Raw genomic sequence first — 25,366 nt, 5'->3', positions numbered from 1 at the left:
GGTTAAAACTCGCGGAGGTGGTCACGCAGCATGGTGGTGGTGTACTCCCTGCGGGCGAGGCCACGCCGCTGAAGTTCCGGCACCAGTCCGTCGGTGATCTCGGTGACGTAGCGGCGGTTGAGCCGCATCACCGGACTCGTGATCAGGAACCCGTCGCCGCCGACCTGCGCCATCACCTCGGCCATCTCCTCCGCGACCTCGGCGGGGGTGCCGACGAACGGGATGTTGCCGGACATGCCGCTGCCGGTGACCAGTTCGCGCAGCGTCTTGTCCCTGCCGCCGGACAGGAAGCTCTCCAGGGCGCCGCGCTCGCCGTTGGTCCACACCTCCGGCACCGGCTCGTCCAGGTCGAACTGGGCGAAGTCGATCTCGGTGATGGACGAGATCTCGGCCAGCATGTACTCGATGTAGAGCGGATCGGTGAACCACCGCTCCCGCTTGGCCAACGCCTCGTCGTGCGTGTCGGCGACGATCGGCGAGACCAGATACAGCACCTTGCAGTCCGCTGGATCGCGGCCGTTGGCCTTCATCCTGGCGTGGGTGTCGTCACGGTAGGCGCGCATCGCCTCGACGCCGTTGGCCGGGGTGACGATGGTGTCGGCGTGCTGGGCGGCCAGTTCGCGCCCAGGTGGCGACGCGCCCGCCTGGGCGATCGTCGGGCGGTACTGCGGTGACGGGGCAGTGTTCAGCGGCCCGCGGGACTTGAAGTACTTGCCTTCGAAGTCGATCGTGTGGACCTTCTTGAAGTTCGCGTACGTCCCCGTCATGTGGTCACGTTCGATCGCGTCGGGTTCCCACGACTCCCAGAGTTTGGTCACCAGTTCGAGGTATTCGGCGGCGCGTACGTACCGCTCGTCGTGTTCGTAGTGCCTGTCCAGTCCGAAGTTCTGCGCCGATCGATCTTCGGCGGAGGTGACGACATTCCAGCCGAACCTGCCGCGGGCGATGTGGTCGATCGTGCTGCACAGCCGGGCCAGCAGGAAGGGCGGGTAGAAGCTGGTCGACATCGTCGGGACGACGCCGAGCCGCGTGGTGGCGTTGGCCATCAGCACGGCCAGCGGAACCGGGTCGTGCTTCGGGTTCACGCCGTGCTTGAGATCGTGCTCCATCGTGCCGCCGAAGGCCGTCGACACCATCAGCTTGTCCTCGATCAGGACGTAGTCGAACTTGGCGCGCTCGAGATCACGCGCCACCTCGACGTAGAAGTCGCCGGTGAAGTCACGGCCGCCGTCGCCCCAGTTGCCATTCCATTCGTCGGCGACGAAGTTGAGGAACCATCCCAGATGAAACATGGCTCAAGACAAGCCGCGACCTGTTACCCAGCCGTGTCGTGCCGGTACCAGGTACATCAACCTCCATGCGCGACGGAAGGTCAGGAGCCGTCGGTGTCCGGATCGGCTCTCGTCCAGCCGAGGATCATCGCGGGTGTGCACCCCCCGATGAGCAGCACCGTCAGGGCCATGAGCCCGCCGGCGTAGGCCATGTCGACGTCGGTGCCGCGTGTGATCACGGATCCGAAGATCAGGTAGCCGATGGGCAGCATCATGAGGTTCTGCGTCACGGTCAGGCCGATCGAGCGTGCGCTGTTGCGCTGGGCGATCTCGTACTCGTCGAGCGCGGCCTCCGGCGCATCTCCACGGCGGCCGGACACGATCTGCAACGCAATCCACATCGGGAAGAACACGACGCAGGCCGGAAGCCACAGCAGCGGAGCCCATTTCACACCAAGCGCGCACAACACGCCGACGAACGCCATGAACGTGAAGGTGGTGGCCAACCCGACGACCAGCATCCGGCGCCTGCGTCGGTTCCGCCAGCCCGGTAGCGACGTGGCGTAGGTGCGCTCGTGCTTGAGGAACCGACGGATGCGGTAGTGCTGGTACCTGTCGAGGAGTGTCAGTTCAGTCTGCGAGGTGGAGTTGGACATTTGTATCGCTCCCTTCCGTCCGACTTCTTCTTCCGTAGAGCTCGGCCGACAGTGGGGTGAACGTCTCGCGCGCGAACACCGCCTCGACCGGCAGGTCGAAGACATCGCAAATCCGAAACGCCAGATCGAGGCTCGGATAGTGATCGCCCCGCTCCAGCGCACCCACGGTCTGCGGGTTGACGTTGATCAACGCCGCGAGCGCCGCCCGCGTCATCCGTCGCTCGGCACGCAGCACGCCGATGCGGTTGTGGATGGGGAGATTTTCTCCACGTCTCACCGGACTCATACAACTAATTATTGGGAAAACCCAACGATGTGTCACCCGTTGTGGCGGACCTGTGTGTTGTCGACGCAGATCGGGGCACCTTCACTTCGCTGTGCCGCGTCCTACCGTCAGTAGGACGCGGCGGTAGGCGTAGCCGCCCGAGAATAGAGGCAACAGTGGCATCCTCGGCGACGATAACGGTGGTCGGTGACGGCTCGGCTGGAAGCAGTGTTCGATCTGGCATACCCCGAGTGGCGCCAGCGCCTGACCTGGCGCCGCGAACACTCCGCCAACAACCGCACCGGAGCCCTGGACCTGCCCGGCCAAACCTGGCGCGACAGGCCGGCAATCAATCAAGGCCACGGCCGCTACCTGATCGGCGATGCCGTCGCCGCTACCGGCCTGCTTGCCAAGGTCTCGATCAACAGCGCTCTCAACGCGAGCCAACTGGCCCTGGCGTAGGCATCGGGATGCACACGAATCGCCAGGGGCGCGTCATGCGAAGTACTTGGTGAAGCGGGGCGGGAGCACCTTCATCAACTCCGCCAGCGGCCACCACGGCCAAGCGGGGACGACGGCGTGACCCTTCTCCCTCTCGATCGCCTCGACCATGGCCTTCACGCCGGTCTCGTTGTCGACCATGAGCAACGTGGAGTTCGACTTGGCGGTCATCTCCGATTCGATGTAGCCGGGCTCCAGCACGGTGACCTTGATGGGCCCAGACGGGTATTCGGCGCGCAGCGACTCACCGAGTGACGTCACGCCCGCCTTGCTCGCCGCGTAGGCAGCCTTGTGTCCCGGCACGCCCTTGTTGCCGAGCACCGAGGACACCAGGACCAGATGCCCAGCGCCCGCCCTCTTGAACATCTCGAGCGCCGTCTCGATCTGCACCAGCGCCGCAACGAGATTGGTCTCGATGGTGGCCTTGTTCGCCCAGGGTTTGCCACCGCCGAGCGGGTAGCCCTTGCCGATGCCCGCGTTCACGATGACGCAATCGACGACGCCGAGCTCGTCGCTCAGCTCGGCGAACACCTTCGGCACGGCCTCGTGGTCGTTGACGTCGAGCGCGGCCACGGCGACGGTGATACCGGGGTGCCTGGCGGTCAGTTCGGCCTTGAGCACCTCGAGGTTGTCGGTTCGGCGAGCACACAGAGCGAGGTCGCGTCCCTTGGCGGCGAACCGACGGGCCATGCCCGCACCGAGGCCCGAGCTGGCGCCGGTGATCAGGATCTTCTGCCGAGTCATCGGTGCAGCGTAGCCAAACTCGACAGACGTCAACCAACCGGTCGGATGTTCAACGAGGTCCCCCGGGACCACCTCGCATGATCGCGACCAGCTCCGCACGCGACCCAGCTCCGACCCGATTGCACGCGCGAAGCAGATGCCCCTCCACGGTGCGCACCGACATCTTCAGTCGGTCGCCGATGTCCCGGTTGGACAACCCTGCGGCGACCAACTCGGCGATCTCACGCTGGCGACCCGTCAACGGCGACGCCGTCACCGGCGTGCGAAGTGCGGGCGTGCACAGCCCGCCGCACTGGTCGGCCAGTTCCTGCGCCAGGGCTGCCGCGTAGCGCCCGCGTTTGCCCTGCAACCCCGAAGCGAACGCGACTGCTGCCTGGGCAGCAGCGTCCGCGGCTGTCGCCCGGTCACCGATCGCCCGATACCTGGCCGCCGCGTCGAGCAACCCGTCGCCGTCACCGGCCAGCAATGACTCCGCGTGGCCGGCGACGGCATCGGCCAGAGGTAGCGCCAGGGCGTCGGCCAGTTCACGCGCCCGCGCCGCGCCGGATGCGTCACCCCATTGAACCGCCGCCTGGAGCAGGGCGAGCTCGTGCGTCGGCTGACCGCGGTCGCGCGCTTCCACCGCACCCTCGTGCACGGCCGCGACGGCTTCGGCCAGCGACCCACTGGCCGCCAGCGCCCACCCCGTCGCCTGACACAGCCCGGTCTGCATGAACAGGTAGTCCGAGGGCACGCACTGCCGCGCCTCCGACAGCGCCGACATCGCCTCGACCGGTTGTCCCAGCTTTGCATGTGCCTCGGCCAGCGCGAAGCAACTCGCGGGATGCAAACCCGTTGTGACGCCGTGCTTCTCGACTCCTGCAAGCGCCTCGTGCAGGATCTTGACCGCGCTGAGGAGATCGCCACCAACCAGTTCGGCATGGCCCAGCAGGAACGACAGATTGGCGTACGCAAGACCGGGCACATCGCGTGCCGAGTCGGCCAACTGCTTCGCCGATTCCACGCAGTCGTCAAGACGGCCGGTCAACCGGCATGCCCTGGCGTAGACGCTGCCCAGCCAGAACCTCATGTGCGACGCCTGGAAGGAGTTGGTGGCCATCTCCAGTGCGCGGTAGAAGACGTCGGACACCCCATCGACCTCACCGAGCGCGCCCTCGGCCATCACCAGCGCCAGGGACGCCATCATCGCGTGAAAGTCCGGCAGCATCTCGAACTGCAACGCGGCCCGCGCCTTCACGGCCGCGGCTTCACAGCGCGCGGACACCGCGTCGACACAGGCTTCGACCGCCGACCGCTCAGCCCACTCCGCCGGCGACTCGTCCTGAGCGCTGAGCTCGTCGAGGATTGCCGAGGCCTCGCCAGGTCTGCCAAGCATCCAGATCAGGTTGGCCGCCCGAACCGTGGCCCATCCGTGGCTGTCCGGACCGTCCTCACTCATCTCGCGCAGCAGCGTCTCGGCCTGCTCACCGCGTCCTAGGAGAACCATGTTCATCGCCCGGACGGAAGCGGCCTCGGCGAACCCACATTTCGCAGCGGCGGCGGCGAAGCGCTCGGCCAACTGCAGATCGAGCAGGGTCATCGCGAACCGGGCCGATTCCAAGTACAACCCTGGGTCGGGGGCGAGATCCGATTCCAGTGCCAGCAGTGCTCTTCGCACCGTCGCCTGCATGTCGCGGTCGTCATCCCTCGCCAGCCGCTGTGCCAACCTCCCTCGGATCCGGGATAGGTACATTTCACCGGCGGTCGCCCGCCGAATCTCACCGAACAGCGGGTGCGCCAGCCGAGCCGACACGGTCCCGCCCGTCCGCTCGACGGTGACCAGATGCATCCGCTCGGCGACCTCGAGATCGCGGCGGGACGCGAGATCGCACAACAGCTCAACGTCGAGCGGCTCGCACTGCGACAGTGTGTCGACGACGAGCGACAGTTCCGGCGTCAGCAGGCTCAGCTGGCCGCCCACCATGTCGCCGATGTTGGGTGACACCGCGACGTCCTCGTCCCACATCCACACGCCTGCTGCCCGTTGCAGGCGTCCCGCCGCAACCTGGTCCTTCAGCAGCTGTCTCAGGAACAGCGCATTGCCGCCGGTGAGCTTCCAAAATCGTTGGGCACTATGGGAATCCACCGGCCCACCAACGGTTGCCTCGATTACGATGCGGGTGGCGCCCAGAGACAGCGGCTCGAGGTCGAGCCTGGCGAGCAACCCGTCCTTGCACAGCGCGGTCACCGCGTCCGGCTCCGTTCCACCCGTCCGCAGCGTGACCACCAGTCGCGCGGCCCGCGACTGAGCCAGTTGATGCACGACATGGGCGGACAGCCCATCGAGGAGGTGAGCATCGTCGACGCCGATCAGAACCCGGCCCTTTCGCTGCTGCGCAACAAAGGAATTGATGATGCGCCGCACGTTTGACAGCGGATCGGATATGCCCTCGCCCATCGACGAGGTGAAGGCGCCGAACGGAATCTGCCGCGCAGAGTTGGTGCCGACGATCCACTTCGTACGTTCGCCGGCAGCGGCGGCACTACCGACGACTTCACGGGCGAGCCGGGTCTTGCCAACTCCCGCGGCTCCGACGATCGCGACACCGGAGTAGCCCCCGATGCCGCCCAGCGCGCGGCGAATCAATGCCAGCTCACCGTCGCGTCCAGTCAAGGGATCCCCACCGCCCACCGGCGGACTATAACTCTCTCCGAGCCCCTCGCGTGCTAGATCCGTTGTCGAACTCGCGCCCAGATCGGGCCGGCGGCGACAGCGGTGAATGGCACCTCGGTTGCGAAATCACCGCCCAGCGAATGAATGTCGACCTGCCGAACGATGGTGGCGAGTGCGAGCGTGGCCTCCAGCATGGCGAAGTGATCACCGATGCACGAGCGTGGTCCGCCACCGAATGGCAGGTATTGCCAACGGCTTCTGCCCTTGGCCTGCTGCGGGCTGAAGCGATCGGGGTCGAACTCGAGCGGGTCGTCCCACAATGCGGGGTCGCGGTGCATGGCGTAGACCCCGATGACGGCCAGCGTGCCCGCCGTCACTTGGAAGCCGTCGACCTCGATGTCGCGCATCACCATCCTCGACATGCTGGACGCAGGTGGGCAGAGGCGCAGAGCCTCGTGGAGCACCTGAACGGTGAACCCGAGCCGCGCCACGTCATCCGTCGTCAGCGGGCGGTCGCCGAGTTCGGCAACCTCGACGAATACCCGGTCCTGTAGCTCGCGGTGGTGACCCAATGCCCACAGCGCGTACGTGATGGTCGTCGAGGTGGTGTCGTGTCCGGCGAGCATGAATAGGACCAGCTCGTCGCATATCTCCCCGTCGGACAGCGGCAAACCGGTCCGAGGGTCCGTCGCCTCGATCAGAGCGCGCACCAACGGCGCGTCCACGGTCGGATCGGCGCGGCAGTTATCGAGGATCTCCTCGGCGAGCTCGTGCAGGGCTCGGTTGGCGGCTCGGGCGCGTCGCTGCGCCGGGGTCGGAAGCCAACGCGGAGCTCGCACCGGCCGTGACGAGCGGTCGGTCAGCCACCCGAGCGCGGTACGCAGCGGCGGGCCCACCGCGTCGGCCCGCTGGTCGAGGTCGAGGCCGAGCACCGAACGGCCCAGTGCGCGCAGAGTCAAGCTTCGGCAATGCCAGTCGAGGTCGACGTCATCGTCTCCCCAGCCACGGCAGACCTGTTCGGCGGCCTCGGCCATATGGCCTGCGAACCGCGGAACGTGTTGCTTGGTGAACATCGGTTGCAGAGCGCGCCGACGCGGCAACCATTCATCGTGCGGCAGGACCAGTAGGTTGCCGCCAAGCAGGCGCCGAAACTCCTTGGCGAGAGGCACCTCTCCGCGGTCTGCGAGCGCGTCGGTGCGACCGAGAACGTCATGGGCGCCCTGCGGTGAGGTGACGAAGACCAGCGGCGGCACGAGCTGCCTCGGCCCCAGAACGCTTCTCGTCACCGGACCGCCTGCATCGCGAAGCGTCTCCGGACCGCTGTCAAAGGCACGCGCAGCCAGGAGCCTCTCCCTATAGGACAGTGGATTCTTGGGCGGCAATGGCAGAGCTCCGACATCGGTACGCATCAGTGTGTTGGTCATGGCTCGATTGTTCGGCCGGCTCGCTGCGCACCCCTGAGTAGTCGACTACTCCACTTCGTCGACGAGGTTGCCTTGGCGCGTGCCAGACGGTGAGCTGAGCAGAGCCGCCCGTCGTGGGCGTTGACATTGCACACCTAGGAGGACGAAATGAGCGTCTATCGGACTGTAGTGGTTGGCACCGATGGCTCGGCCTCGTCGCTGCGCGCCGTGGATCGAGCAGGGGCGATCGCCGCGGCCGCCAACGCGAATTTGATTGTGGCGAGTGCGTATTTCCCCCATGCGGTCGACGCGCACGGCGCCGAGGCCCTCAAGGACGAGGGCTACAAGCTGGTGGGCAACGCGCCGGTCTATGCGCTCTTGCGTGATGCTCGCGACCGGGCGAAGGAGGCGGGCGCGGCAGACATCAAGGAGCGCGCAATCCTCGGCGCACCCGTCGAGGCGCTGGTGGACCTGGCCGACGAAGTTCATGCGGACCTGTTGGTGGTGGGCAGCGTCGGACTGGGCACGATCACCGGGCGTCTGCTCGGATCGGTGCCCGCCAACATCTCGCGAAGGGCGAAGGTCGACGTGCTGATCGTGCACACCACGTGATGCGGATGCGCCGAGAGGCCACCCCCGGCGACTGCCATGGGGGAATGGTGACCGCCGCGGGGGCGCGGTCGCCACATCGCAGTCGCCGGGGGTTTCACACGATCCGCTGCAGAAGTCGCGATCGGGACGGCCTGCGGCCAGCCGAAGCTACTTGAGCAGCTTGGACATTCGCCTGTCGGCCAGGATCTTGCCGCCGGTCTGGCAGGTCGGGCAGTACTGGAACGACTTGTCGACGAACGAGACCTCGCGCACGGTGTCGCCACACACCGGGCACGGCAGACCGGTGCGGGCGTGCACCCGCAGCCCAGAGCGCTTCTCCCCCTTGAGCGTCGCGGCACCCTGACCGACCGACCGTGTGACCGCGTCGCTGAGCACGGTGATCATCGCGTCGTGCAGCATGCCCAGCTGCGCATCGGTGAGCTTGCCCGCGGTCGCGAACGGCGAGAGCTTCGCGACGTGCAGGATCTCGTCGCTGTAGGCGTTGCCGATTCCGGCGATCACCTTCTGATCGGTGATCACGCCCTTGATGCGTCCGGCATTGCCCCTGAGCACGGCGGCCAGCTCGTCGGGGCCCAGCGACAACGCGTCGGGTCCGAGGCTCACGATCTGCGGCACCTTGAGCGGATCGTCGACCAGCCAGACGGCGAGCCGCTTCTGGGTGCCCGCCTCGGTCAGATCGAACCCGGCCGCATCCCCCGGCTTGCCGAGGTGCACGCGCAAGGCGATGGGGCTCTTGCCGCCCGGCCGCAGCGGCGTCGCCGACAACGCGTCCGACCACCGCAGCCAACCGGCACGCGAGAGATGCGTGATGAGGTGCAGATCGCCCACCTGCAGCCCCAGGTACTTGCCCCACCTGTTGGCGCCGGTGACGGTCTGACCGTGGAGAGCGGTGATCGGCGGGTCGAACGTCTTGAGCACGGACAGGGCTGCGACGTCGACGCGTCCGACGGTCAGCCCGACGGCGCGACGGCGGAGGTGATCGGCAAGGGCTTCGACCTCGGGCAGTTCCGGCACGCCTACCAGGTTAGAGGAGATTCTCCAAGCGGATCGGTAGGTTCGTCACGCGCTTGCCGGTCGCGTTGAACACGGCGTTCGCGATCGCGGCGGGGACGCCGACGATGACGATCTCGCCGAGGCCCTTCACGCCGATGGGATTCGCGACGGTGTCACGAGCCGTCAGGAAGGTGGCGTCCAGCGCGGGCACGTCCGCGTTGACCGGCACCAGGTAGTCGGACATGTTCGCGTTCACGATGCGGCCATCGCGGTGGTCGAGCTCCGTGCCCTCCAACAGAGCCATGCCGATCCCGCCGACCATGCCACCGATGGCCTGGCTGTGCGCCAGTCTCGGGTTGACCACCCGGCCCGCGTCGTAGCAGGCGTGGATGCGCCGCACGCGTACGAAACCCAGCGAATCGTCAACGGCCACTTCGGCGAACACGGCGCCGTATGCGTACATCGAGAACCGCGTGTCGGCGTCGTCGGGCGACCAGTTGCCGCGGCTGTCGATGCTGGGCCAGCCGCGCCGACGCAGAAGGTCCCGGTAGCCCTCGCCCCTGGCCGGGTCCGCGGTGACGAACATCCGCCCGTCGGCAACCGTGACGGCCTCCGGCGGGACGCCGTGCAACGGCGAGCCCGGATCCACGACCGCAGTGCGAACGACCTTGTCGCGCAGCGTGTTCCCGACGGTGAACACCGCGGATCCGACACTGGCCATCGTTCTCGAGCCCGAGTGCGACGGAGCCTTCGGGTAGGTGCTGTCGCCTAGCGCGAACCGGACGCGGTCGGCGGGAAGGCACAGCGCGTCGGCCGCGACCTGGGTCATCGAGGTGTAGGTCCCGGGACCCATGTCGCTGGTGGCGGTCTGCACGTCCGCGGTGCCGTCGGCGTTGATCCTGGCCATCGCGTCCGATTCGCTGCGGCTGGTGTGATAGCCCGCGGCGGCCATCCCGATACCGATCAGGCGGTCACCGTCGCGCACCGCGCGCGGCGTCGGATTGCGGCGCGCCCAGCTGAATTCGTCGGCGCCGCGCCGCAGGCACTCGTCGAGCCGCCTGGTGGAGAACGGCAGCCCGTCGGTCTGGTCGTGGTCGGGCTCATTGCGCAACCGCAGCTCAATCGGGTCGACGCCCACGCGGTACGCGAGGTCGTCCATCGCCGACTCGAGTGCGAACGTTCCCGTCGTGGCTCCCGGTCCGCGCATGAATGTGGGCAGGTTGACGTCCAACGGCACCACCCGGTAGGTGGAGCGCATGTTCGGGCTGGTGTACATGAACTTCGGCGAGGCGGTCAGGCCGTCCTCGTACGTGGCGTAGCGCGCGGTCTCGGTACGACCTTCGTGCACGATCGTGCTGATCCGGCCGGTCGAGTCGGCACCGATCGCGAGGCGCTGCCTGCTGGTCGGCCGGTAACCGATCCCGGCGTAGGTCTGCTGTCGGGTGAGCACCAGCTTGACCGGCCTGCCGACCTTCCTCGCCGCGAACGACGTCAGGAGTTGGTGCGGCCAGGTCTGGCCTGCGCTGCCGAACGCTCCCCCGACGAACGGCGAGATCACCCGCACGTCGCCGACGGGGACGCCGTGCGCCTCGGCGTGCGCCTCCTGCGCCCCGACGATGGACTGCACCTTGTCCCACACCGTCAACCGGTTGCCGTCCCAATGCGCCACGGTCGACGGCAGCTCCATCGGATTGTGGTTGTTGCGCGCGATTTCGTACAAGCCGTCGGTGACGACGGCCGCATTGCGCAGCCCGGCTTCCGGGTTGCCGCGCGAGTAGTCGACCTGGTTGTGACCGGGTTGCGGGATCGCTTGCGGCGCATCGATGTCCGTGTTCTGGTCGTGGCCGGTGTAGCGGACGTCGACGAGCGCGGCACCGTGGCTGGCTGCCTCCAACGTCTCGGCCACGACCACCGCGACCGGTTGGCCGAAGAATGCGACGCGACCGATGTCGTAGGGCAGCTTCACGCCGTCGAAGTCCACCAGGACCCGCAGTACGCCCGCGGACCTCGAGGCGGCGGCGGAGTCGATGCGGTCGACCGACCCGGACGCCACGGTGCTGCACACCAGGACTGCGTGCGCGAAGTCGGGTACGGGGTTGTCGGCGGCGTAGTGGGCGCCGCCGGTCACCTTGAGGGAGCCGTCCACCCGGGCCATGGGGTTGCCGACGGCCGCGTCGGGGATGCGCAGCGGGTATGTCAAGGCAGCCCTGCCACCGTACTCAGCTGGCGCTCGACGACGCGTTGCACAAGTTGCACCTTGAAGCCATTGTCGGACAATGGCTTCGCGCCGTCCGCCGCGTGGGATGCCGCGTCACGCCAGAGCTGCGGCGTCACCGGCCGTCCGATGAGAGCCTGCTCGACGGCGGGCAGGCGCCACGGCACGGTCGCCACCCCGCCGACCGCCACCCGCGCGGCCCTGACCTTCCCGCCGCCGACGTCGAGGGCGACCGCTGCCGATGTCAGGGCGAACTCATAGGACTGCCGGTCGCGGACCTTGAGGTAGCCCGACCGGCGCATCTCCGGCCCGGTCGGGACCTCGATGCCGACGATGAGCTCACCTGCGCGCAGGTCGTGTTCCCGATCCGGGGTGGCACCGGGTTGGCGGAAGAACCGGGCGATCGGAATGCGCCTGTCCCCGGAGGCGTCGCGGGTCAGAACGACCGCGTCGAGGGCGACCAGCGCGACCGCCAGATCGGAGGGATGGGTGGCCACGCACTGGTCGCTGGCGCCGAGGATGGCGTGGGTGCGGTTGAGTCCGCCCACCGCCGAGCACCCGGTGCCGGGGGCGCGCCGGTTGCAGTTCGCCGACACGTCGCGGAAGTAGAGACACCGTGGACGCTGCATGAGGTTGCCACCGATCGAAGCCATGTTGCGCAGTTGGGCCGATGCGCTGAGCTCCAATGCCTGTGAGATGACCGGGAATTCGAGCCGTACCCGCGGGTCGCTGGCCACGTCGGCCATCCGGACCAACGACCCGATCCGCAGGCCGTTGGCGTCGAGCTCGACGTTGCGGTAGGGAAGTGCGTTGATGTCCACGACGGCGTCGGGCCGCTCGACGGTCACGCGCATAAGGTCGACGAGCGTGGTGCCGCCCGCGATGTAGCGGGCGCCCGACCCGCCTGCGGCAAGCGCCGACTTCTCGTCGACGGCCGTGGTGAAGGAGAACGGGAACACCGGCGTCAGGCCTTCTTGGCCGCCGTCGCCACGGCGGCGACGATGTTGGTGTAGGCGCCGCAGCGACATATGTTGCCGCTCATCCACTCCCGGATCTCCTCGTCGGACCCGGTGTGCCCCTCGTCGATGCAACCGAGTCCGGACATGATCTGGCCGGACGTGCAGTAGCCGCACTGAAAGGCGTCGGTGTCGATGAACGACTGCTGAAGGGGGTGCAGTCCGCCGTTGTCCGCGACCCCTTCGATGGTGCGGACCTCGGCGCCGTCGTGCATGACCGCAAGGGTCAGGCAGGAGTTCACCCGCTTGCCGTCGAGCAGGATCGTGCAGGCTCCGCAGGCGCCCTGATCGCAGCCCTTCTTGGTGCCGGTCAGGCCGACGCGCTCGCGCAGCATGTCCAGCAGCGACGTCCTGGTGTCGACGTCAACGTCCTTGGCCTCGCCGTTGATCCGCATGTGCACCTGGACGGTCTGGCCTTCGGCGGGCACGGTGTCCGCCTCGCAACCCGACGCCAGGGACGCGGCGGCGACTACTCCACTGACGGTGATCGAGGCGCCGACGAAGGTGCGGCGGTTCATCTCCGGAGCCACGGATGCGACGATACCCCGCCTCGCTGGCAGCACAATCTGAGCGCTAGGCGTGGTCGTTAGTCGGGAACCACGAGCGACAGCAGCCAGCTGACGATCGACAGCACGATGGACGCCCAGATGGCCGTCCACCAGAAGTCGTCGATGTAGAGGCCCCAGTGCGTGGTGTTCTCGGTGATCCGCGAGGTGATCCACAACATGAGGGCGTTGATGACGACGTGGATGAGGCCGAGGGTCACGATGTACAGCGGGATCGAGATGAGTTGCACGATCGGCTTGATGATCGCGTTGACCAGCCCGAAGATCACCGCGACGACGAAGACGATGCCGACCCTCTGCAGCGTCGAGTCACCGCCGACGAATTCGATTCCGGCAACGAACTTGGTGACGACCCACAGGGCGACGCCCGTGACGGCCGCGCGAAGAAGGAACCGAAGCACGGACAGATCCTGCCACGGCCGGCCGATTGACGGAGCGACGCCGAGAGGACAACCGGGGACGCCCCACGCGGGCGATGCCACTCAGCCCGGCCGAAGCAGGTAGGTGTCCATGATCCAGCCGTGGCGCTCCCTGGCATCGGCCCGCACCTGTGCGATGCGCTCGCCCACCTCGCCCACCGTGCCGTCGACGAGGAGTTCGTCCGGCGTGCCGAGGTAGGCACCCCACCAGATCTGGGTCGCAGGCGGGCATCCGAGGAACGCGCAGTCGCCGTCGAGCATCACCACGGCCGAACCCGGCAGCCCCTCCTCGCGAAGCCTTCGGCCGGTGGTGATGAGGACCGGCTCGCCGACGTCGTTGAGCGGGACGCGATGTCGGGCCGTGAGTGCCTGGATCGCGGTGATGCCGGGGATGACGTCATAGGTGAAGTCCAGGCGTTGAGCCACGATGTCCAGGATGCGCAACGTGCTGTCGTACAACGACGGGTCACCCCACGCGAGGAAGGCGCCGACACCGTCGTCGGACAACTCCTCGAGCAGTGCCTGCGCCCACACGTCGGCGCGGGCGGCGTGCCAGTCGGCCACCCGCTGCCGGTAGTTCGGACCATCCGGCGCTGCTCTGCGCCGTTGAGGGTCGGGCAGCTCGACGAACCGGTAGCCGGGTTCGCGGATGAAGCGCTGGCAGATCTCGCGCCGGAAAAACACGAGGTCGTCCTTCACTCCGCCCTTCTTGGCACCCTTGTCCATCGCAAAGAAGACGTCGACGTCGTTGAGCGCTTCGATGGCCTGCACCGTCACGTACTGAGGGTCGCCCGCTCCGATGCCGATGACGTGGATGCGGCGCGTCACGGAACCTCCAGTACCCGGTACCCGGGGTATTGACATCTCGAGCCCGGCGTCGTTAGGTTTCCAAGCATATCGACGCACAATGTCAGCCGACGGGATGGCAACGATGACTCTTTCCTCTGACGCGGTCCGACGTACCAACGCCCCCACCCGCGAAGAGTTCTCCGAACGTCTGCTTCGGGGTGCCGTCAAGAAGTCCTACGAGCCGATCGTCGACATCGACTGGGACGCGCCGCTGGACCCCGACAAGTACTTCCTGCCGCCGAAGTCGGTGTCGATCTACGGAACGCCGTTGTGGGACGCCATGACCCGTGAGCAACAGATCGAATTGTCCCGCCAGGAACTGGTCAACACGCTGTCGGCGGGCATCTGGTTCGAGAACATCCTCAACCAGGCGCTGCTGCGCGACCTGATGCACCAGGACCCGACCGCTCGCGCCACGCACTACGCCCTGACGGAGATGGGCGACGAGACGCGCCACATGGTGATGTTCGGCCACGCGATCGAGAAGCTCGGCGCCAAGGCCATGCGACCCAAGCTCTACCAGCGGATGATCATCAATACGCTGCCGCTGACCTTCCGCGGCTCGATGCTGTGGGTGGCCGCGCTGATCGGCGAGGAGATCTTCGACTCGCTACAACGGCAGATGATGGACGATGCCGACCTCCAGCCAGTGATCCAGCGGCTGATGCGGATCCACGTCACCGAGGAGGCGCGACACATCCAGTTCGCCCGCGACGGGTTGCGCAGGCACGTCGGCGGCATGCGGCGTCTCAACCGGATGTGGGTGGCCAACCTCAACGGTGTCGGCGGGTTGTTCTTTCAATTCCTGTTCACCAACCCCGCGCAGTACCGTCGCGTCGGCATGCCCGGCCGGGAGACCCGACGAATCGCGAGGCAGAGCCCGCACCGCCACGACGTTCAGATCCTCGGGTTCGCGCCGCTGGCCGCCTTCCTGGACGAGGTCGGTCTGATGGGTCCGATCGCACGCAGGCTCTGGCGTCGCACCCACTTCCTGCCCCAGAACGCGTCCAACGCGACTCGCGCGGACGGCGTCGCCGAACCCGAAGGCCACGCCGATGACGTGTACGACGGACCCGCCGTACTGCGGGTCGCGGACGCCGACCACCCCGTGCGGGTCCGACTTACCGGACACCTCGACCCCATCGACGGCCGATATCACTGGCGCGGAACGATTTTCGAGTCGGTTCCCGACGACGTACTCACGACGCCACGCGTGTCGCTGACCATCGGCGACCGCTGCGCGGATGGGCGCATCACGGAGCGGACGCCATGGGGCACCTACTCGGTGGCCGGCGAGGGCGCTCCGCCATTCCACTGACGATGAACTAGAACACGTTCTAGTATTGGCTCATGCGGTTCACCTATGCGGAAGCCATGACCGACCCCCAGTACTACATCCCGTTGGCCAAGGCCGCCGATGAGGCCGGGTACCACGCGATGACCATTCCGGACAGCATCGCCTACCCGTACGAGTCCGACTCGAAGTATCCGTACACCGAGGACGGCAACCGCGAATTCCTGGACGGCAAGCCGTTCATCGAGTCATTCGCACTGATCGGCGCGCTATCCGCGGTGACGACGAAGCTGCACTTCAACATCTTCGTGCTCAAACTGCCCATCCGACCGCCGGCGCTGGTGGCCAAGCAGGCCGGCTCCTTGGCCGCGCTGTTCGACAACCGCCTCGGCCTCGGCGTCGGCACCAGCCCGTGGCCGGAGGACTACGAAGTCATGGGCGTACCGTTCGCCAAGCGCGGCAAGCGGATGGACGAGTGCATCGCCGTCATCAAGGGCCTCACCACCGGTGAGTACTTCGAATATCGCGGCGAGTTCTACGACATCCCCAAGACCAAGATGACGCCAGCGCCCACCAAGCCGGTGCCGATCTTGATCGGCGGGCACGCCGAGGCCGCACTCAAGCGCGCCGCCCGCAACGACGGCTGGATGCACGGCGGCGGTGACCCCGAGGAGCTCGACCCACTCATCAAGCGGGTCAAGCAACTCCGCGACGACGAAGGCCGCGCCGACGAGCCGTTCGAGATCCACGTCATCTCGATCGACGGCTTCACTCTCGACGGGGTCAAGCGACTCGAGGACAAGGGCGTCACCGACGTCATCGTCGGCTTCCGGATCCCCTACATCAAGGGCGACGACACCGAGCCGCTCGACGACAAGATCCGCAACCTCGAGTGGTTCGCCGAGAACGTCATCGCGAAAACGTGAATGCCGATTCTGGCCGGAACACCGGGAGCGCCGTGCCGGTGAGTTGCTCGGCCACCGACCACAGCGACGCCGCAAGGTCGACGCCGCGCGCCGACCGCGGCAAGGTCACGTTCATGGTCGGCCCGACGAGGCCGCCGAATCGACTCGGACCGTAGTACGCGCCCTGCCGGACGTCTGGGTCGGTAGCGGCGAAGAGCAACGGTTCGGTGCCTGGCACCACGTCCTGCGACGGCAACAGCGGCAGATCGAAGAGCGGGTTGAACCGCTTCTTCACCCGGCCGAGGTTGGGTCCAGCCGACTGCAGGTTGGTCCTGGTGTAACCCGGATGCGCAACGGTGCTCAACAGCTTCCAGCCACGCTCCTCGGCGACACGCGCCAGGTGGATGCCCAGCAGGAGGTCCGCTAGTTTCGACTGCGCATAGGCTCCGATCGAACCGTACGACTCGGCGGACTGCAGATCACGGAAGTTGATGCGACCGATGTTCGCCGCCCCGCTGGCCATCGTCGTCACACGCGGCGCTTCGGACGAGAGTAGCAGCGGCAGAAGCAGATTCGTGAGCGCGAACGGGCCGATGAAGTTGCTGCCGAACTGGAGCTCGAAGCCGTCGGCGGTCGTCATGCGCTGCGGCACGGCCATCACGCCCGCATTGTTGATGAGGACGTCGAGGGGCTCACCGTCCGCGCGGATGCCTTCGGCGAAGGCGTGCACGCTGGCAAGGTCGGCGAGGTCGACGCGGCGCACCTCGAGCGACGCTTCCGGTACGTCCTTGCGAATCTCGGCAGCGGCCGCGTGACCCTTCTCCTCGGTGCGCACTGCCATCACGACGTGCCCGCCCGCTGCGGCGATCCTGCGCGCAGCCTCCTTGCCCGTCCCGCTGTTGGCTCCGGTGATTACGAAGCGTCGACCGGACTGATCGTCGACCTGATACATGACTTCCCTCTCGAAGGGCCGCTTAGCGACCGGTGGTCTCTAACTGGTCAGGACGCTAACAGACCGCCGGTCGCTAGGCAAGAGACCGACGGTACCTTATGCTGACCGGATGATGTCCTTCGTCCGCGCCCACAGCCCTGAGCAGCGAGAAGTGCGCCGCACGACGATCCTGGACACAGCAAGGGCGATGCTCGACGAGATGCCGGTAGCGGAGGTCACGCTCAACGGCTTGGGCCGCAAGTCGTGCATGGCCAAGTCGAACGTGCTGCGCTACTTCGAGTCGCGCGAGGCCGTGCTGCTCGAGTTGTGTGCCGAGGCACTCACCGAATGGGTGGCCGACGTGGAGCTGCGGTTGGCCGCTGCTGCGCTCCCGAGCCAGAGCGCATCGGAGCGAGCCGACGGAGTCGCCGCCGTCATCGCCTCGTCACTGGCCGAGCGACCGGTGCTGTGTGACCTGATGAGTGCGCAGGCCGCCGTGCTGGAACACAACATCTCGACCGACACCGTGCTGCAGTACAAGCACTCCACCTCCGCCGACGTCGACCAGCTCGCTGAATCAGTGGCCGATCAGCTGCCCGAACTCGGCACTGAGGACGCCACCAGGTTCATTACCCTCGCCGCCCTGATGGCCACCTCCGTGTGGACGCACTCCCGTCCGCCGCAAGCGGTGGTCGCTGCCTACGAGGCGGACGCGTCACTACAGCCCTTCTGCATGGAGTTCGAGACCACGCTCCGCGAAGCGCTCGAGACAATCCTGGCGGGCCTGCTCAGTCAACGAGGGCGTCGACGGCCGTCGGGCTGAGCACTTCGTCGAGCACCATGATGGCGCTGCCGACGATTCCCGACCGGCTACCGTGCGCAGCGGACACCACCTCGAGGGCACGCGTCGCCTGCGCAGTAGCGTTGCCGTACAACGTCTCCCGCAGTCCGGCGACGAAAATCTCGTAGGCGCCGGCCATGTCTCCGGCCACCACGACGACGGCCGGGTTCAACAGGTTCACCGCCGCAGCGAGGACTTCACCGACGTACCTGCCGCTGTCCCGGATCATGCGTCGCGCCTCCGCGTCACCCTCGTGCGCCAGTTCGACGACGTCGCGAAGGTGCCGGACCGAGTGACCCTGTTGCTGCAACGCGCGCACCACCGCCCACCCGCCTGCGATGGCCTCCACACAGCCGGTGTCACCGCAGCGGCACGGAAGTCCAAGTGCGGCAGCGATTTTGTTGTGCCCGAACTCACCCGCGGCCTGTACGGCGCCGCGCTGCAGCACCCCGCCCGCGACGATGCCCGCACCGAGGCCGCTGGAGGCCTTGATCACCAGTACGTCGTCGTAGCCTTGACGCTCGACGGCGGCAATCGCGTTGACGTCGTTGTCCAGCACCACCGGAACGCCCGAGAGTCGTTGCAGCTCGCTGAAATACGGTCGCAGCTCGACACCATCCCAGCCGCGCAGGATCGGCGAATCCCGGCTGCAGCCCCGGTCGCGGTCGACGGTTCCCGGCAGGCTCAGCCCGACCCCATAGACCGGAACGGCCGGGTACCCCTGGAGCATCACGTCGAGCCGTTTGACGATGTCGGGCATCAGGTCGTCCGGGCCGAGCGCGACCTCCTGATCGATGTCGGTGATCGAGAGCACCTCGCCTGCCAGGTTGCACACCGCCAGCCGGGTGCGGCTGATGCCGACCGCGACCGAGAGCACCACGCCTGCCCCGGCGTCGAAGGACAGCAGCGTCGGCGGGCGGCCGCCGGTCGACGGCGCCTGCTCGCGTTCGGCGACCAGGCCCAGCGTCGTCAGAGCGGCGATCCGCGAAGCGACGGCGGTGCGGGACAGACCGGTCAAGTGACCGATCTCCGTGCGGGTGACGTCGCGATGATGCCGGATGAGAGCGAAGACATCGCCGACGGAAACCCTCCCGTCGCTTCGCTCGCCCCTGACGGCCATGTCTTCGATTGAACCCGAGAAACGTAAGCCATGCCACTTTTGTGTCGAAAAAGACAAAAGTCGAGTTGAAGAACGGCATAAGTGCGGCTACCGTTAGCCCGGTGACCAGATCACTGGAACGACCCCCCACACCGCAGTCCGTCGTGTCGCCGCCACCATCCGTGCGGTGGCTGGCGGTATTCGCCCTCGCCGTCGGCGGCTTCGGCATCGGCACCACCGAGTTCGTGGCGATGGGCCTACTGCCCGACATCGCCTCGAGCCTGAACATCACCGAACCGATCGCCGGACACGTGATCTCCGCCTACGCCCTCGGCGTGGTCGTCGGCGCCCCCGTCATCGCCTCCCTCACCGCGCGCCTGCCCCGCAAGGCCCTGTTGCTCGGGCTGATCGCGGTCTTCACCCTCGGCAACCTGGCCAGCGTCCTGGCGCCGACGTACGGCACGTTGATGGCCGCGCGGTTCGTCTCGGGCATCCCCCACGGCGCGTTCTTCGGCGTCGCCGCACTGGTCGCCGGGCACCTGATGGGCCCGAAGAACCGCGCGAAGGCCGTCGCGCACGTGATGACGGGCCTGACCGTCGCGACCGTCCTCGGCGTCCCCATCGCCTCCTGGCTGGGTCAAGGACTCGGCTGGCGCAGCGCGTTCGGACTCGTCGTCGTCATCGGCGTCATCACCCTGACCGCCCTCTGGCACTGGCTGCCCGATCTGAGCGCGATGCACGTCACCAGTCCCCTGACCGAACTCAGCGCGCTCCGTCGGCCGCAGGTGTGGCTGGCGCTGCTGATCGGCATGGTCGGGTTCGGCGGCATGTTCGCTGTCTACACCTACGTCAGCACGACGCTGACCGACGTCTCCGGTCTTGCGCTCGGACTGGTTCCGTTGGCGCTCATGGTCTTCGGCCTCGGAATGGTGGTCGGCAACCTGGTCGGCGGGAAGATGGCCGACATCTCGGTGATCGGCGGCCTCTACGCATCGATCACCACACTCGGCGTCGTCCTGGCACTGTTCGTCGTCGCCGCGCGCAACCCGTGGACGGCGATGCTCGGGCTGTTCCTCATCGGAGCGGCAGGCGCGGCGATCGGCCCTGCACTGCAGACCCGTCTGATGGACGTCGCCCACGGCGCGAAGACCCTCGCTGCCGCGCTGAACCATTCGGCCCTGAACATCGCCAATGCGACGGGCGCCTGGATCGGCGGGGTGGTGATCGCGGCCGGATACGGCTACACCGCGCCCGCTGCGACCGGCGCACTGCTTGCCGCGGCAGGGCTCGTGATCCTGACGATCTCGGTGCTGCTGCAGCGGTGGACGGCCAAGCGCTGATGCCGCCCACCGAGAGTCATCCCACCGAGGACCACAACGCGCAGTGGGGCGTCAGCATCCACCTTCTGGGCCTGCACAAAGATCTGGTTCTGCGGCCCCCGATGACACCGACGTGGCGGCCCAGTTGGCGCCGCGCGGTGCCGACGGCCGCCTGACTAGCTCTCGTCCTCGTCGGCGATGACGTGGACCGCGGCCTCCTCGGCTGAGGCGGCTGCACCGTCGATGCCGACCTCACTGCCGATCAAGTCCTTTTCGGTGTCCTCGCCGAACCCTTCGTCGGGGGCGACGAGCCGGCCGGCGCGGAGGTCGCCAACCTCGTCGTTTCCGGACTGCTCGTCGGGCTCGTCGGGATCATCGAGTTGCATCGCCGGGTCGGGCTCCTCCTCGGACAGCAGCTCGTCGAGAGTCTCGTTGTCCCGGGGTTCCTTCCACCTGTCCGGAGGCGAGTAGCCCTCGTCGAGCAGGTCATCGACGCCCCTGTCGATCAGGGTGTCCTCCTGGGTGAGTTGGTCGTCGTCATCGAGGCTGTACTCGCCTGCGCGCTCTTCGGGAGTCTCTGGGCCGCTCATGGCACCAACATGCCACACCTCGACGACTGCCAAACCACGTCGCCCCCTCAGCCGACCAGAGCGGCGAGGAGCGCGGGCAGCGCGACGGTGGCGATGCCGATCGCGCCGTCACTGATCCCGTACGGAAGCACCAGAGTGTCACCGTGCGCGAGCGCGCCGCACGAGTACACGACATTGGGGACGTAGCCGTCCTGTTCGTCCCGGGTAGGACTGAGCAGCGGCCGTCGGAGATGGCCAAGGATCTGCGCCGGGTCGTCGAGATCGAGCAGGATCGCGCCGATGCTGTAGGTGCGCATCGGGCCGACGCCATGGGTGAGCACCAGCCACCCGGCGTCGGTTTCGATTGGCGAGCCGCAGTTTCCGAGCTGGAGGGCTTCCCACGCCTCGGTCGGCTGCTGGCACGGAACGGCGTTCGGCCACACGGTGAGTTCGTCGGAGTACGCAATCATGTTCGTCTCACGGTCCGACCTCGACAGGGCGACGAAGCGGCCACCGATCCGGCGCGGGAACAGCGCGAGGCCCTTGTTGGCTGCCGCGCGCCCGACGAGCGGCACGGAGGTGAACAGCCGGAAGTCGTCGGTCGCCAGGAGTTGTTGGCTGATCACCGATCCGCTGTACGCCGTGTACGTCGCGTAGAACACCACCGAGCCGTCGTCGTCGCGGAACCGAACGAAACGCGCGTCCTCCATTCCGGCTCCCTCGGCCTCGATCGCCGGCCACAGGACACACTCGGAAAGAGGAACGTCGGTGGGGAATCTGATGGAGTACGTCCGGTCCGCGATGCCGCGGATCAATGCGATCGTCTCCTCGGCGTGCCCGCGGGTGCTCAGAACCGTCCGAAGGTTGGCCAGTCGACGGTCAAGGGCGTCTCGCGTGAAGACCCCGCCGAGGGCGTCCAGTACGTAGTCAGCGGCCTCCCCCGCATCGTCGAGCCGCGCGAGTTCACTGCGGAACCCGGCCGCGCCCAGCACGGCAGGCTCGGTTGCTCCGACCGTCGCGAAGGGTGCGGGGTCGTCCATCGCGACGTCGCCGCCTGCGTCCACCGTGCCGGTGCGGAATCCGATGGAGGAGATGTGTCCCTCGCCGATGCCACGGACGCTCATCACGAATCGCAGATTGCCCGAGGCGGTTCCAGATTGGTCCGGGTCAGCGATCACGCTCGGATTGCACAGCGCCGCACCTTCGATGGCGTACTCGCTGGTGAACGCGGCCCCCAGCAATAAGGCGCGCGACTTGGTGAGTTCCCGATCGGGATTCAGCCGATCAGCGAGCTCGCTGGCGTGCGCACGGAACGTGCCGCCCAGGTCGCGGTGACGGCCATCGAAGCGGGAGACGACGTCGTCCAGCGCCGACTCCACGTCTGACTCGTCGAGGGCCAGGATGCGCGCGAGCACGGCCCCCGCCCTGGAATCCTGGAGTTCGAAACCCTCTTGGCCGGGGACGAACAGGCGGTTGATCACCCGGGACGGGTCCGCCACGAGCCGCACCGGGGTCCGCGTGACGAACTCGGACTGGACGGAAGTCATTGCGATACTGGCGAAAGGCGATGGGCGTGCTGCATGGTGGAGAGCACGGCGAGCGTCGACTCCGCACCCTGGTTGCGGTTCACCCGGTCGGCGTGCAGGCCGTCGAACCCGCCGCCGGTCTCGGGGTCCCACATCAGCTGCCCGAGGTCGTTGGCGCCCTCGAACCACGCCGCGGCGGTCATCAATCCGGTGTTCCAGATCGACCGGGGGTCCACTTCCGCGGCACGCGCGCACGCGTCGGCGAGGGTGGACGCCTCGATCGGCTGCTGGTCGTAGGCCGGGCGCGCATCGCCGGGTCCCCTACCCGCGGCAGGACTTGGAGACAGGTGGCCCTCTGGCGTCTGCTCGTCGATCAGCCACTCCAGCATCTGCAGTCCGTGGCGCAGCAGCGCGGCGTTGCCGAGTGCGTGGCCTGCGGCGATCCTGGCTTCCGCCAGAACGGCGTTGGCGTATCGGAGCCGCTGCTCGGGCCACGGCCATTCGACGCCCACGTTCGACTCGGTGGCAATGTCGGCGTAGTCGACGAGAAGGTCGTGTGCGGCCCGATGCCGGGGCAGGACGCTGAGAAGCTCGGCGGCTCCGACCGCCGCGAAGGCCATCGCCCGGGGATACGGCGACCGTCGCTGGGCCGCGCACTCGAACTGTGCCACCGCCGAATCGCGAACGCCGGTCAGCTCGCTGTGGGCGGCGGTACCGAGTCCCCAGACGCTGCGTCCCCAGCAGTCCTCCACGGTCGGCTCGTCCGTCCACCGGCCTGCGGCGTCCATTCGGTTGCGAAAGCTGCCGTCGGGAGCCTGCGCCTCGCCCAGGAACCGCAATGAGAGACGGACGAGCCACTGCACCGCGGGCGCCGGTTCCCGTTCGCGACTCGCGACGACGAGAACCCTGGCCATGTCGTCGGTGCAGTAGCCGTGTTCCTGGCGTGGCTCGGTGAAGCAGGCGTGCTCGAAAGTGCCGCGCTCGTCGGTCATTCGCAGCAGGTGGTCGAAGCGAGGGACCGACGCGGTGATCACACCATCGCCGGGCGCTCGGACAACCGCGAGCGCGCCAACCCCAGATAGGCGTTGGCCACCACCGGCCAGGCCATGGCCGGAGCGAGCCGCGCCGCTTCCGCGGCCATGGCCCCAGCTACGTGTGGCTGCGTCAAGATCCGGTGCAGGGCCGCCGCCAACGCATCGGGATCGTCGTGATCGACGACGACCCCCGCGCCACTGGCGAGGAGTTCGACGGCGTGCGGGAAGGCGGTAGCCACCACTGGGCGCCCGCTGGCGATCGCGTCGACCAGAACACCAGAGGTGACCTGATCAGTGGAGTCGTACGGAAGGACGACGACTGCGGAGGACTGGGCCAGCCTGTTCAACGAGGCGACGTCGCGGTAGTCGGAGTCGAAGGAGACCGAAGCATCCACTCCCCTTCGGCGGGCCTGGCCGATACGGGCGTCGCGGTATGCCTCACCCTCTGCGGCAAGGACTTTGGGATGCGTTTTGCCGGCGACCAGGTAGTGCGGCCGCGCGGGCAGGTCGTGCAACGACACCATGGCGTCGATGACCCGCTCGATGCCCTTTCCCGGCCCGATCAGGCCCCACGTCAGCAAGGTGGGTCGCCCCGTGTGCGCAGAACCCGCGAGCTGTGTCGGTACGGTGGCGCCGTGGGGGATCGTCGCGACCTTGCGCGGATCGACGTCGAAACCGCGGCACAGACGCTCACTCGCGGCCTCGGACATCACCACGATCTGATCAGCCATGGCCGCGATGGCCTCGAGAACCGAACGTTGATGCGGCGTTGGATCTTTCAGTACGGTGTGGGCGACCACGATGGACGGAATCCGCAGCCCGCCGATGACGCCAACCACGTCGTCGCCGTCGGTGCCGCCGTAGACGCCGTACTCGTGCTGAACGATCGCCACGTCGCTACGGTTCAGCAACTCCGAGGCGGCCGCCACCGAGGCCGGTGAATCGTTGACCAATTCTCCGATGACTCTCGCACTGGACGATGACGATCCGTCCGCCACCCGGACGACGCTGACCTCGGCGCCGTGCACGGACAACCCATCGGCCAATGCCGCGCTGAAGGTCGCCAGGCCGCAACGGGTTGGGGGGTAGGTGCCGAGAATGCCGAAGCTCGGGGACGTGATAGCACCCAGGCTCGAATTGCTGGAACAGGTGAATGCGGAAGGAGTGATCAATACGGTGTTCCCAACGGGTATGTGCACGGATGTCGCATGGCTCGAGCGAATGCTCGGCGAGGCCACAGCTGACGCCGTCCTCATCCCGGACTGGCTGGGTACCAACGTGCTCAACGCTACACCCACCAGGGAAATCAGTCCTGGTGAGCGAAAGCCAGGCCGTCCGGGTGCGCACACCAGCTATACGAAGATCGGATTGACCGACCAGGCCGCTGCGTTCGTCGCCGGGAGGGTGTGAGACCGCGTCGGCGCTGAGACGTCAGTCGGGCAGTAGCGGGGTCCGCCACGTTCTCTGCCGTCATCGAGGTTGTCCGATCGTGCGTGACGGGTGTTGCACGGAACACTAAGTGACAGGACGTAGCGAGAATTTGCTATTTGCGTTAAATTGGGCTCTTCAGTTCGGCATCAGGCGATGGGTCTGATGCCGAGTTCTTCGAGCAGTCGACGGACGCGCTCTTCGATGTCGTCGCGGACCAACCGCATGCGTTCGATGCCGTCGATGCCTCGTTCGGA

General features: G+C 67.2%; 26 protein-coding genes and 2 pseudogenes. 8 read left to right on the top strand and 20 right to left on the bottom strand.

Annotated features, from left to right (window positions below; translation table 11 throughout):
* Positions 1 to 2: 2 nt before the first annotated feature.
* The 3 genes from QOI01_RS07015 to QOI01_RS07005 form a co-directional block, all read right to left on the bottom strand.
* On the bottom strand, positions 3 to 1,292 hold the full coding sequence (locus QOI01_RS07015) for an NtaA/DmoA family FMN-dependent monooxygenase (RefSeq protein ID WP_526379454.1): 1,290 nt from the start codon (positions 1,290 to 1,292) through the stop codon (positions 3 to 5).
* An 80-nt stretch (positions 1,293 to 1,372) separates the two neighbouring features.
* The gene (locus QOI01_RS07010) at positions 1,373 to 1,927 is read right to left on the bottom strand and encodes a hypothetical protein (protein WP_526379453.1); all 555 of its coding nucleotides are present in this window, start codon (positions 1,925 to 1,927) and stop codon (positions 1,373 to 1,375) included.
* Positions 1,902 to 2,213: a helix-turn-helix transcriptional regulator gene (locus QOI01_RS07005; protein WP_526379452.1), complete on the bottom strand. Its 312-nt coding sequence runs from the start codon at positions 2,211 to 2,213 to the stop codon at positions 1,902 to 1,904. The genes QOI01_RS07010 and QOI01_RS07005 overlap by 26 nt, the downstream gene beginning before the upstream one ends.
* A 186-nt stretch (positions 2,214 to 2,399) precedes the next feature.
* On the opposite strand from QOI01_RS07005, the gene QOI01_RS07000 reads away from it, so the two are divergent.
* Positions 2,400 to 2,654, top strand: a complete 255-nt coding sequence (locus QOI01_RS07000; RefSeq protein ID WP_526379451.1) for a hypothetical protein — start codon at positions 2,400 to 2,402, stop codon at positions 2,652 to 2,654.
* A 33-nt stretch (positions 2,655 to 2,687) separates the two neighbouring features.
* Here the strand turns inward: QOI01_RS07000 and QOI01_RS06995 are convergent, their stop codons facing one another.
* Genes QOI01_RS06995 through QOI01_RS06985 form a run of 3 tightly spaced genes read right to left on the bottom strand, consistent with a single transcriptional unit; the run spans position 2,688 to position 7,514 of the window.
* Positions 2,688 to 3,437, bottom strand: a complete 750-nt coding sequence (locus QOI01_RS06995) for an SDR family oxidoreductase (RefSeq protein ID WP_526379450.1) — start codon at positions 3,435 to 3,437, stop codon at positions 2,688 to 2,690.
* A gap of 49 nt (positions 3,438 to 3,486) precedes the next feature.
* Positions 3,487 to 6,108 (bottom strand): helix-turn-helix transcriptional regulator, encoded by a 2,622-nt coding sequence (locus tag QOI01_RS06990; protein WP_526379449.1) that lies wholly within the window; start codon positions 6,106 to 6,108, stop codon positions 3,487 to 3,489.
* A 35-nt stretch (positions 6,109 to 6,143) separates the two neighbouring features.
* Positions 6,144 to 7,514 carry a cytochrome P450 gene (locus tag QOI01_RS06985; RefSeq protein WP_526379448.1) on the bottom strand — a complete coding sequence of 457 codons (1,371 nt, stop codon included), beginning with the start codon at positions 7,512 to 7,514 and terminating at the stop codon, positions 6,144 to 6,146.
* A 147-nt stretch (positions 7,515 to 7,661) separates the two neighbouring features.
* On the opposite strand from QOI01_RS06985, the gene QOI01_RS06980 reads away from it, so the two are divergent.
* A complete protein-coding gene (locus QOI01_RS06980) occupies positions 7,662 to 8,105 on the top strand; it encodes a universal stress protein (RefSeq protein WP_526379447.1) in 444 nt (147 codons plus the stop codon).
* Positions 8,106 to 8,252: 147 nt separating this feature from the next.
* On the opposite strand, the gene QOI01_RS06975 is transcribed toward QOI01_RS06980, so the two are convergent.
* The 7 genes and pseudogenes from QOI01_RS06975 to cobF form a co-directional block, all read right to left on the bottom strand.
* Positions 8,253 to 8,720, bottom strand: a complete 468-nt coding sequence (locus QOI01_RS06975; protein ID WP_526379462.1) for a zinc finger domain-containing protein — start codon at positions 8,718 to 8,720, stop codon at positions 8,253 to 8,255.
* Between the two features lie 156 nt (positions 8,721 to 8,876).
* Positions 8,877 to 9,119 (bottom strand): annotated as a pseudogene (locus tag QOI01_RS06970) (DNA-formamidopyrimidine glycosylase family protein); the annotation flags it as partial.
* 10 nt (positions 9,120 to 9,129) lie between these two features.
* Entirely contained in the window at positions 9,130 to 11,298 is a 2,169-nt protein-coding gene (locus tag QOI01_RS06965; RefSeq protein WP_526379446.1) for a xanthine dehydrogenase family protein molybdopterin-binding subunit, read from the bottom strand.
* Positions 11,295 to 12,272: an FAD binding domain-containing protein gene (locus QOI01_RS06960; protein ID WP_526379461.1), complete on the bottom strand. Its 978-nt coding sequence runs from the start codon at positions 12,270 to 12,272 to the stop codon at positions 11,295 to 11,297. The genes QOI01_RS06965 and QOI01_RS06960 overlap by 4 nt, the downstream gene beginning before the upstream one ends.
* Before the next feature lie 5 nt (positions 12,273 to 12,277).
* Positions 12,278 to 12,847: a (2Fe-2S)-binding protein gene (locus QOI01_RS06955; protein ID WP_526379460.1), complete on the bottom strand. Its 570-nt coding sequence runs from the start codon at positions 12,845 to 12,847 to the stop codon at positions 12,278 to 12,280.
* A 68-nt stretch (positions 12,848 to 12,915) separates the two neighbouring features.
* Complete coding sequence (locus QOI01_RS06950) at positions 12,916 to 13,296, bottom strand: phage holin family protein (protein ID WP_526379445.1); 381 nt, start codon at positions 13,294 to 13,296, stop codon at positions 12,916 to 12,918.
* 81 nt (positions 13,297 to 13,377) lie between these two features.
* Entirely contained in the window at positions 13,378 to 14,142 is a 765-nt protein-coding gene (gene cobF, locus QOI01_RS06945; RefSeq protein WP_526379444.1) for a precorrin-6A synthase (deacetylating), read from the bottom strand.
* 103 nt (positions 14,143 to 14,245) lie between these two features.
* On the opposite strand from cobF, the gene QOI01_RS06940 reads away from it, so the two are divergent.
* Both QOI01_RS06940 and QOI01_RS06935 read left to right on the top strand, forming a co-directional pair.
* The gene (locus QOI01_RS06940) at positions 14,246 to 15,481 is read left to right on the top strand and encodes a diiron oxygenase (protein WP_526379443.1); all 1,236 of its coding nucleotides are present in this window, start codon (positions 14,246 to 14,248) and stop codon (positions 15,479 to 15,481) included.
* Between the two features lie 32 nt (positions 15,482 to 15,513).
* Positions 15,514 to 16,383 carry a TIGR03619 family F420-dependent LLM class oxidoreductase gene (locus tag QOI01_RS06935; protein WP_526379442.1) on the top strand — a complete coding sequence of 290 codons (870 nt, stop codon included), beginning with the start codon at positions 15,514 to 15,516 and terminating at the stop codon, positions 16,381 to 16,383.
* Here the strand turns inward: QOI01_RS06935 and QOI01_RS06930 are convergent.
* Positions 16,367 to 17,314 carry an SDR family oxidoreductase gene (locus QOI01_RS06930; RefSeq protein WP_526379441.1) on the bottom strand — a complete coding sequence of 316 codons (948 nt, stop codon included), beginning with the start codon at positions 17,312 to 17,314 and terminating at the stop codon, positions 16,367 to 16,369. The two genes, QOI01_RS06935 and QOI01_RS06930, sit on opposite strands and share 17 nt — an antisense overlap.
* Positions 17,315 to 17,423: 109 nt before the next feature.
* Between QOI01_RS06930 and QOI01_RS06925 the strand changes: the two genes are divergently transcribed.
* Complete coding sequence (locus QOI01_RS06925) at positions 17,424 to 18,116, top strand: TetR/AcrR family transcriptional regulator (protein WP_526379440.1); 693 nt, start codon at positions 17,424 to 17,426, stop codon at positions 18,114 to 18,116.
* Here the strand turns inward: QOI01_RS06925 and QOI01_RS06920 are convergent.
* The gene (locus tag QOI01_RS06920) at positions 18,082 to 19,254 is read right to left on the bottom strand and encodes an ROK family protein (RefSeq protein ID WP_526379439.1); all 1,173 of its coding nucleotides are present in this window, start codon (positions 19,252 to 19,254) and stop codon (positions 18,082 to 18,084) included. The genes QOI01_RS06925 and QOI01_RS06920 overlap by 35 nt on opposite strands.
* Positions 19,255 to 19,355: 101 nt before the next feature.
* Between QOI01_RS06920 and QOI01_RS06915 the strand changes: the two genes are divergently transcribed.
* Together QOI01_RS06915 and QOI01_RS06910 are read left to right on the top strand one after the other, a co-directional pair.
* Positions 19,356 to 20,573, top strand: a complete 1,218-nt coding sequence (locus QOI01_RS06915; protein WP_526379438.1) for an MFS transporter — start codon at positions 19,356 to 19,358, stop codon at positions 20,571 to 20,573.
* Positions 20,555 to 20,728, top strand: coding sequence for a hypothetical protein (locus QOI01_RS06910; RefSeq protein WP_526379437.1), 174 nt, complete (start codon positions 20,555 to 20,557; stop codon positions 20,726 to 20,728). Before QOI01_RS06915 ends, QOI01_RS06910 begins: the two co-directional genes overlap by 19 nt.
* Here the strand turns inward: QOI01_RS06910 and QOI01_RS06905 are convergent, their stop codons facing one another.
* Genes QOI01_RS06905 through QOI01_RS06890 form a run of 4 tightly spaced genes read right to left on the bottom strand, consistent with a single transcriptional unit; the run spans position 20,729 to position 24,811 of the window.
* Positions 20,729 to 21,142 carry a DUF5709 domain-containing protein gene (locus QOI01_RS06905; RefSeq protein ID WP_526379436.1) on the bottom strand — a complete coding sequence of 138 codons (414 nt, stop codon included), beginning with the start codon at positions 21,140 to 21,142 and terminating at the stop codon, positions 20,729 to 20,731.
* 47 nt (positions 21,143 to 21,189) lie between these two features.
* Positions 21,190 to 22,668, bottom strand: coding sequence for a glycoside hydrolase family 130 protein (locus QOI01_RS06900; protein WP_526379435.1), 1,479 nt, complete (start codon positions 22,666 to 22,668; stop codon positions 21,190 to 21,192).
* Positions 22,665 to 23,639: a glycosyltransferase gene (locus QOI01_RS06895; protein ID WP_526379434.1), complete on the bottom strand. Its 975-nt coding sequence runs from the start codon at positions 23,637 to 23,639 to the stop codon at positions 22,665 to 22,667. Before QOI01_RS06895 ends, QOI01_RS06900 begins: the two co-directional genes overlap by 4 nt.
* A gap of 38 nt (positions 23,640 to 23,677) precedes the next feature.
* The gene (locus QOI01_RS06890; protein WP_526379459.1) at positions 23,678 to 24,811 is read right to left on the bottom strand and encodes a glycosyltransferase; all 1,134 of its coding nucleotides are present in this window, start codon (positions 24,809 to 24,811) and stop codon (positions 23,678 to 23,680) included.
* Between QOI01_RS06890 and QOI01_RS06885 the strand changes: the two genes are divergently transcribed.
* Positions 24,780 to 25,091 carry a hypothetical protein gene (locus QOI01_RS06885; RefSeq protein WP_526379463.1) on the top strand — a complete coding sequence of 104 codons (312 nt, stop codon included), beginning with the start codon at positions 24,780 to 24,782 and terminating at the stop codon, positions 25,089 to 25,091. The genes QOI01_RS06890 and QOI01_RS06885 overlap by 32 nt on opposite strands.
* Before the next feature lie 167 nt (positions 25,092 to 25,258).
* On the opposite strand, the pseudogene QOI01_RS06880 reads toward QOI01_RS06885, so the two are convergent.
* Positions 25,259 to 25,366: pseudogene (locus QOI01_RS06880) on the bottom strand (arsenate-mycothiol transferase ArsC); the annotation flags it as partial.

Source organism: Mycobacterium sp. (assembly GCF_032162605.1).
GTDB lineage: Bacteria > Actinomycetota > Actinomycetes > Mycobacteriales > Mycobacteriaceae > Mycobacterium.
This window is presented reverse-complemented; position numbering and strand designations above follow the sequence as displayed.

What these genes read in the sequence shown, in the direction of transcription:
- QOI01_RS06940 (WP_526379443.1), top strand. Translation starts at nt 14,246, where the DNA reads ATGACTCTTTCCTCTGACGCGGTCCGACGTACCAACGCCCCCACCCGC.
- QOI01_RS06955 (WP_526379460.1), bottom strand. Translation starts at nt 12,847, where the DNA reads ATGAACCGCCGCACCTTCGTCGGCGCCTCGATCACCGTCAGTGGAGTA.
- QOI01_RS06995 (WP_526379450.1), bottom strand. Translation starts at nt 3,437, where the DNA reads ATGACTCGGCAGAAGATCCTGATCACCGGCGCCAGCTCGGGCCTCGGT.
- QOI01_RS06985 (WP_526379448.1), bottom strand. Translation starts at nt 7,514, where the DNA reads ATGACCAACACACTGATGCGTACCGATGTCGGAGCTCTGCCATTGCCG.
- QOI01_RS06905 (WP_526379436.1), bottom strand. Translation starts at nt 21,142, where the DNA reads ATGAGCGGCCCAGAGACTCCCGAAGAGCGCGCAGGCGAGTACAGCCTC.
- QOI01_RS06980 (WP_526379447.1), top strand. Translation starts at nt 7,662, where the DNA reads ATGAGCGTCTATCGGACTGTAGTGGTTGGCACCGATGGCTCGGCCTCG.
- QOI01_RS06920 (WP_526379439.1), bottom strand. Translation starts at nt 19,254, where the DNA reads ATGGCCGTCAGGGGCGAGCGAAGCGACGGGAGGGTTTCCGTCGGCGAT.
- QOI01_RS06895 (WP_526379434.1), bottom strand. Translation starts at nt 23,639, where the DNA reads ATGACCGACGAGCGCGGCACTTTCGAGCACGCCTGCTTCACCGAGCCA.
- QOI01_RS06900 (WP_526379435.1), bottom strand. Translation starts at nt 22,668, where the DNA reads ATGACTTCCGTCCAGTCCGAGTTCGTCACGCGGACCCCGGTGCGGCTC.
- QOI01_RS06885 (WP_526379463.1), top strand. Translation starts at nt 24,780, where the DNA reads ATGCCGAAGCTCGGGGACGTGATAGCACCCAGGCTCGAATTGCTGGAA.
- QOI01_RS07005 (WP_526379452.1), bottom strand. Translation starts at nt 2,213, where the DNA reads ATGAGTCCGGTGAGACGTGGAGAAAATCTCCCCATCCACAACCGCATC.
- QOI01_RS06925 (WP_526379440.1), top strand. Translation starts at nt 17,424, where the DNA reads ATGATGTCCTTCGTCCGCGCCCACAGCCCTGAGCAGCGAGAAGTGCGC.
- QOI01_RS07010 (WP_526379453.1), bottom strand. Translation starts at nt 1,927, where the DNA reads ATGTCCAACTCCACCTCGCAGACTGAACTGACACTCCTCGACAGGTAC.
- QOI01_RS06930 (WP_526379441.1), bottom strand. Translation starts at nt 17,314, where the DNA reads ATGTATCAGGTCGACGATCAGTCCGGTCGACGCTTCGTAATCACCGGA.
- QOI01_RS06935 (WP_526379442.1), top strand. Translation starts at nt 15,514, where the DNA reads ATGCGGTTCACCTATGCGGAAGCCATGACCGACCCCCAGTACTACATC.
- QOI01_RS07015 (WP_526379454.1), bottom strand. Translation starts at nt 1,292, where the DNA reads ATGTTTCATCTGGGATGGTTCCTCAACTTCGTCGCCGACGAATGGAAT.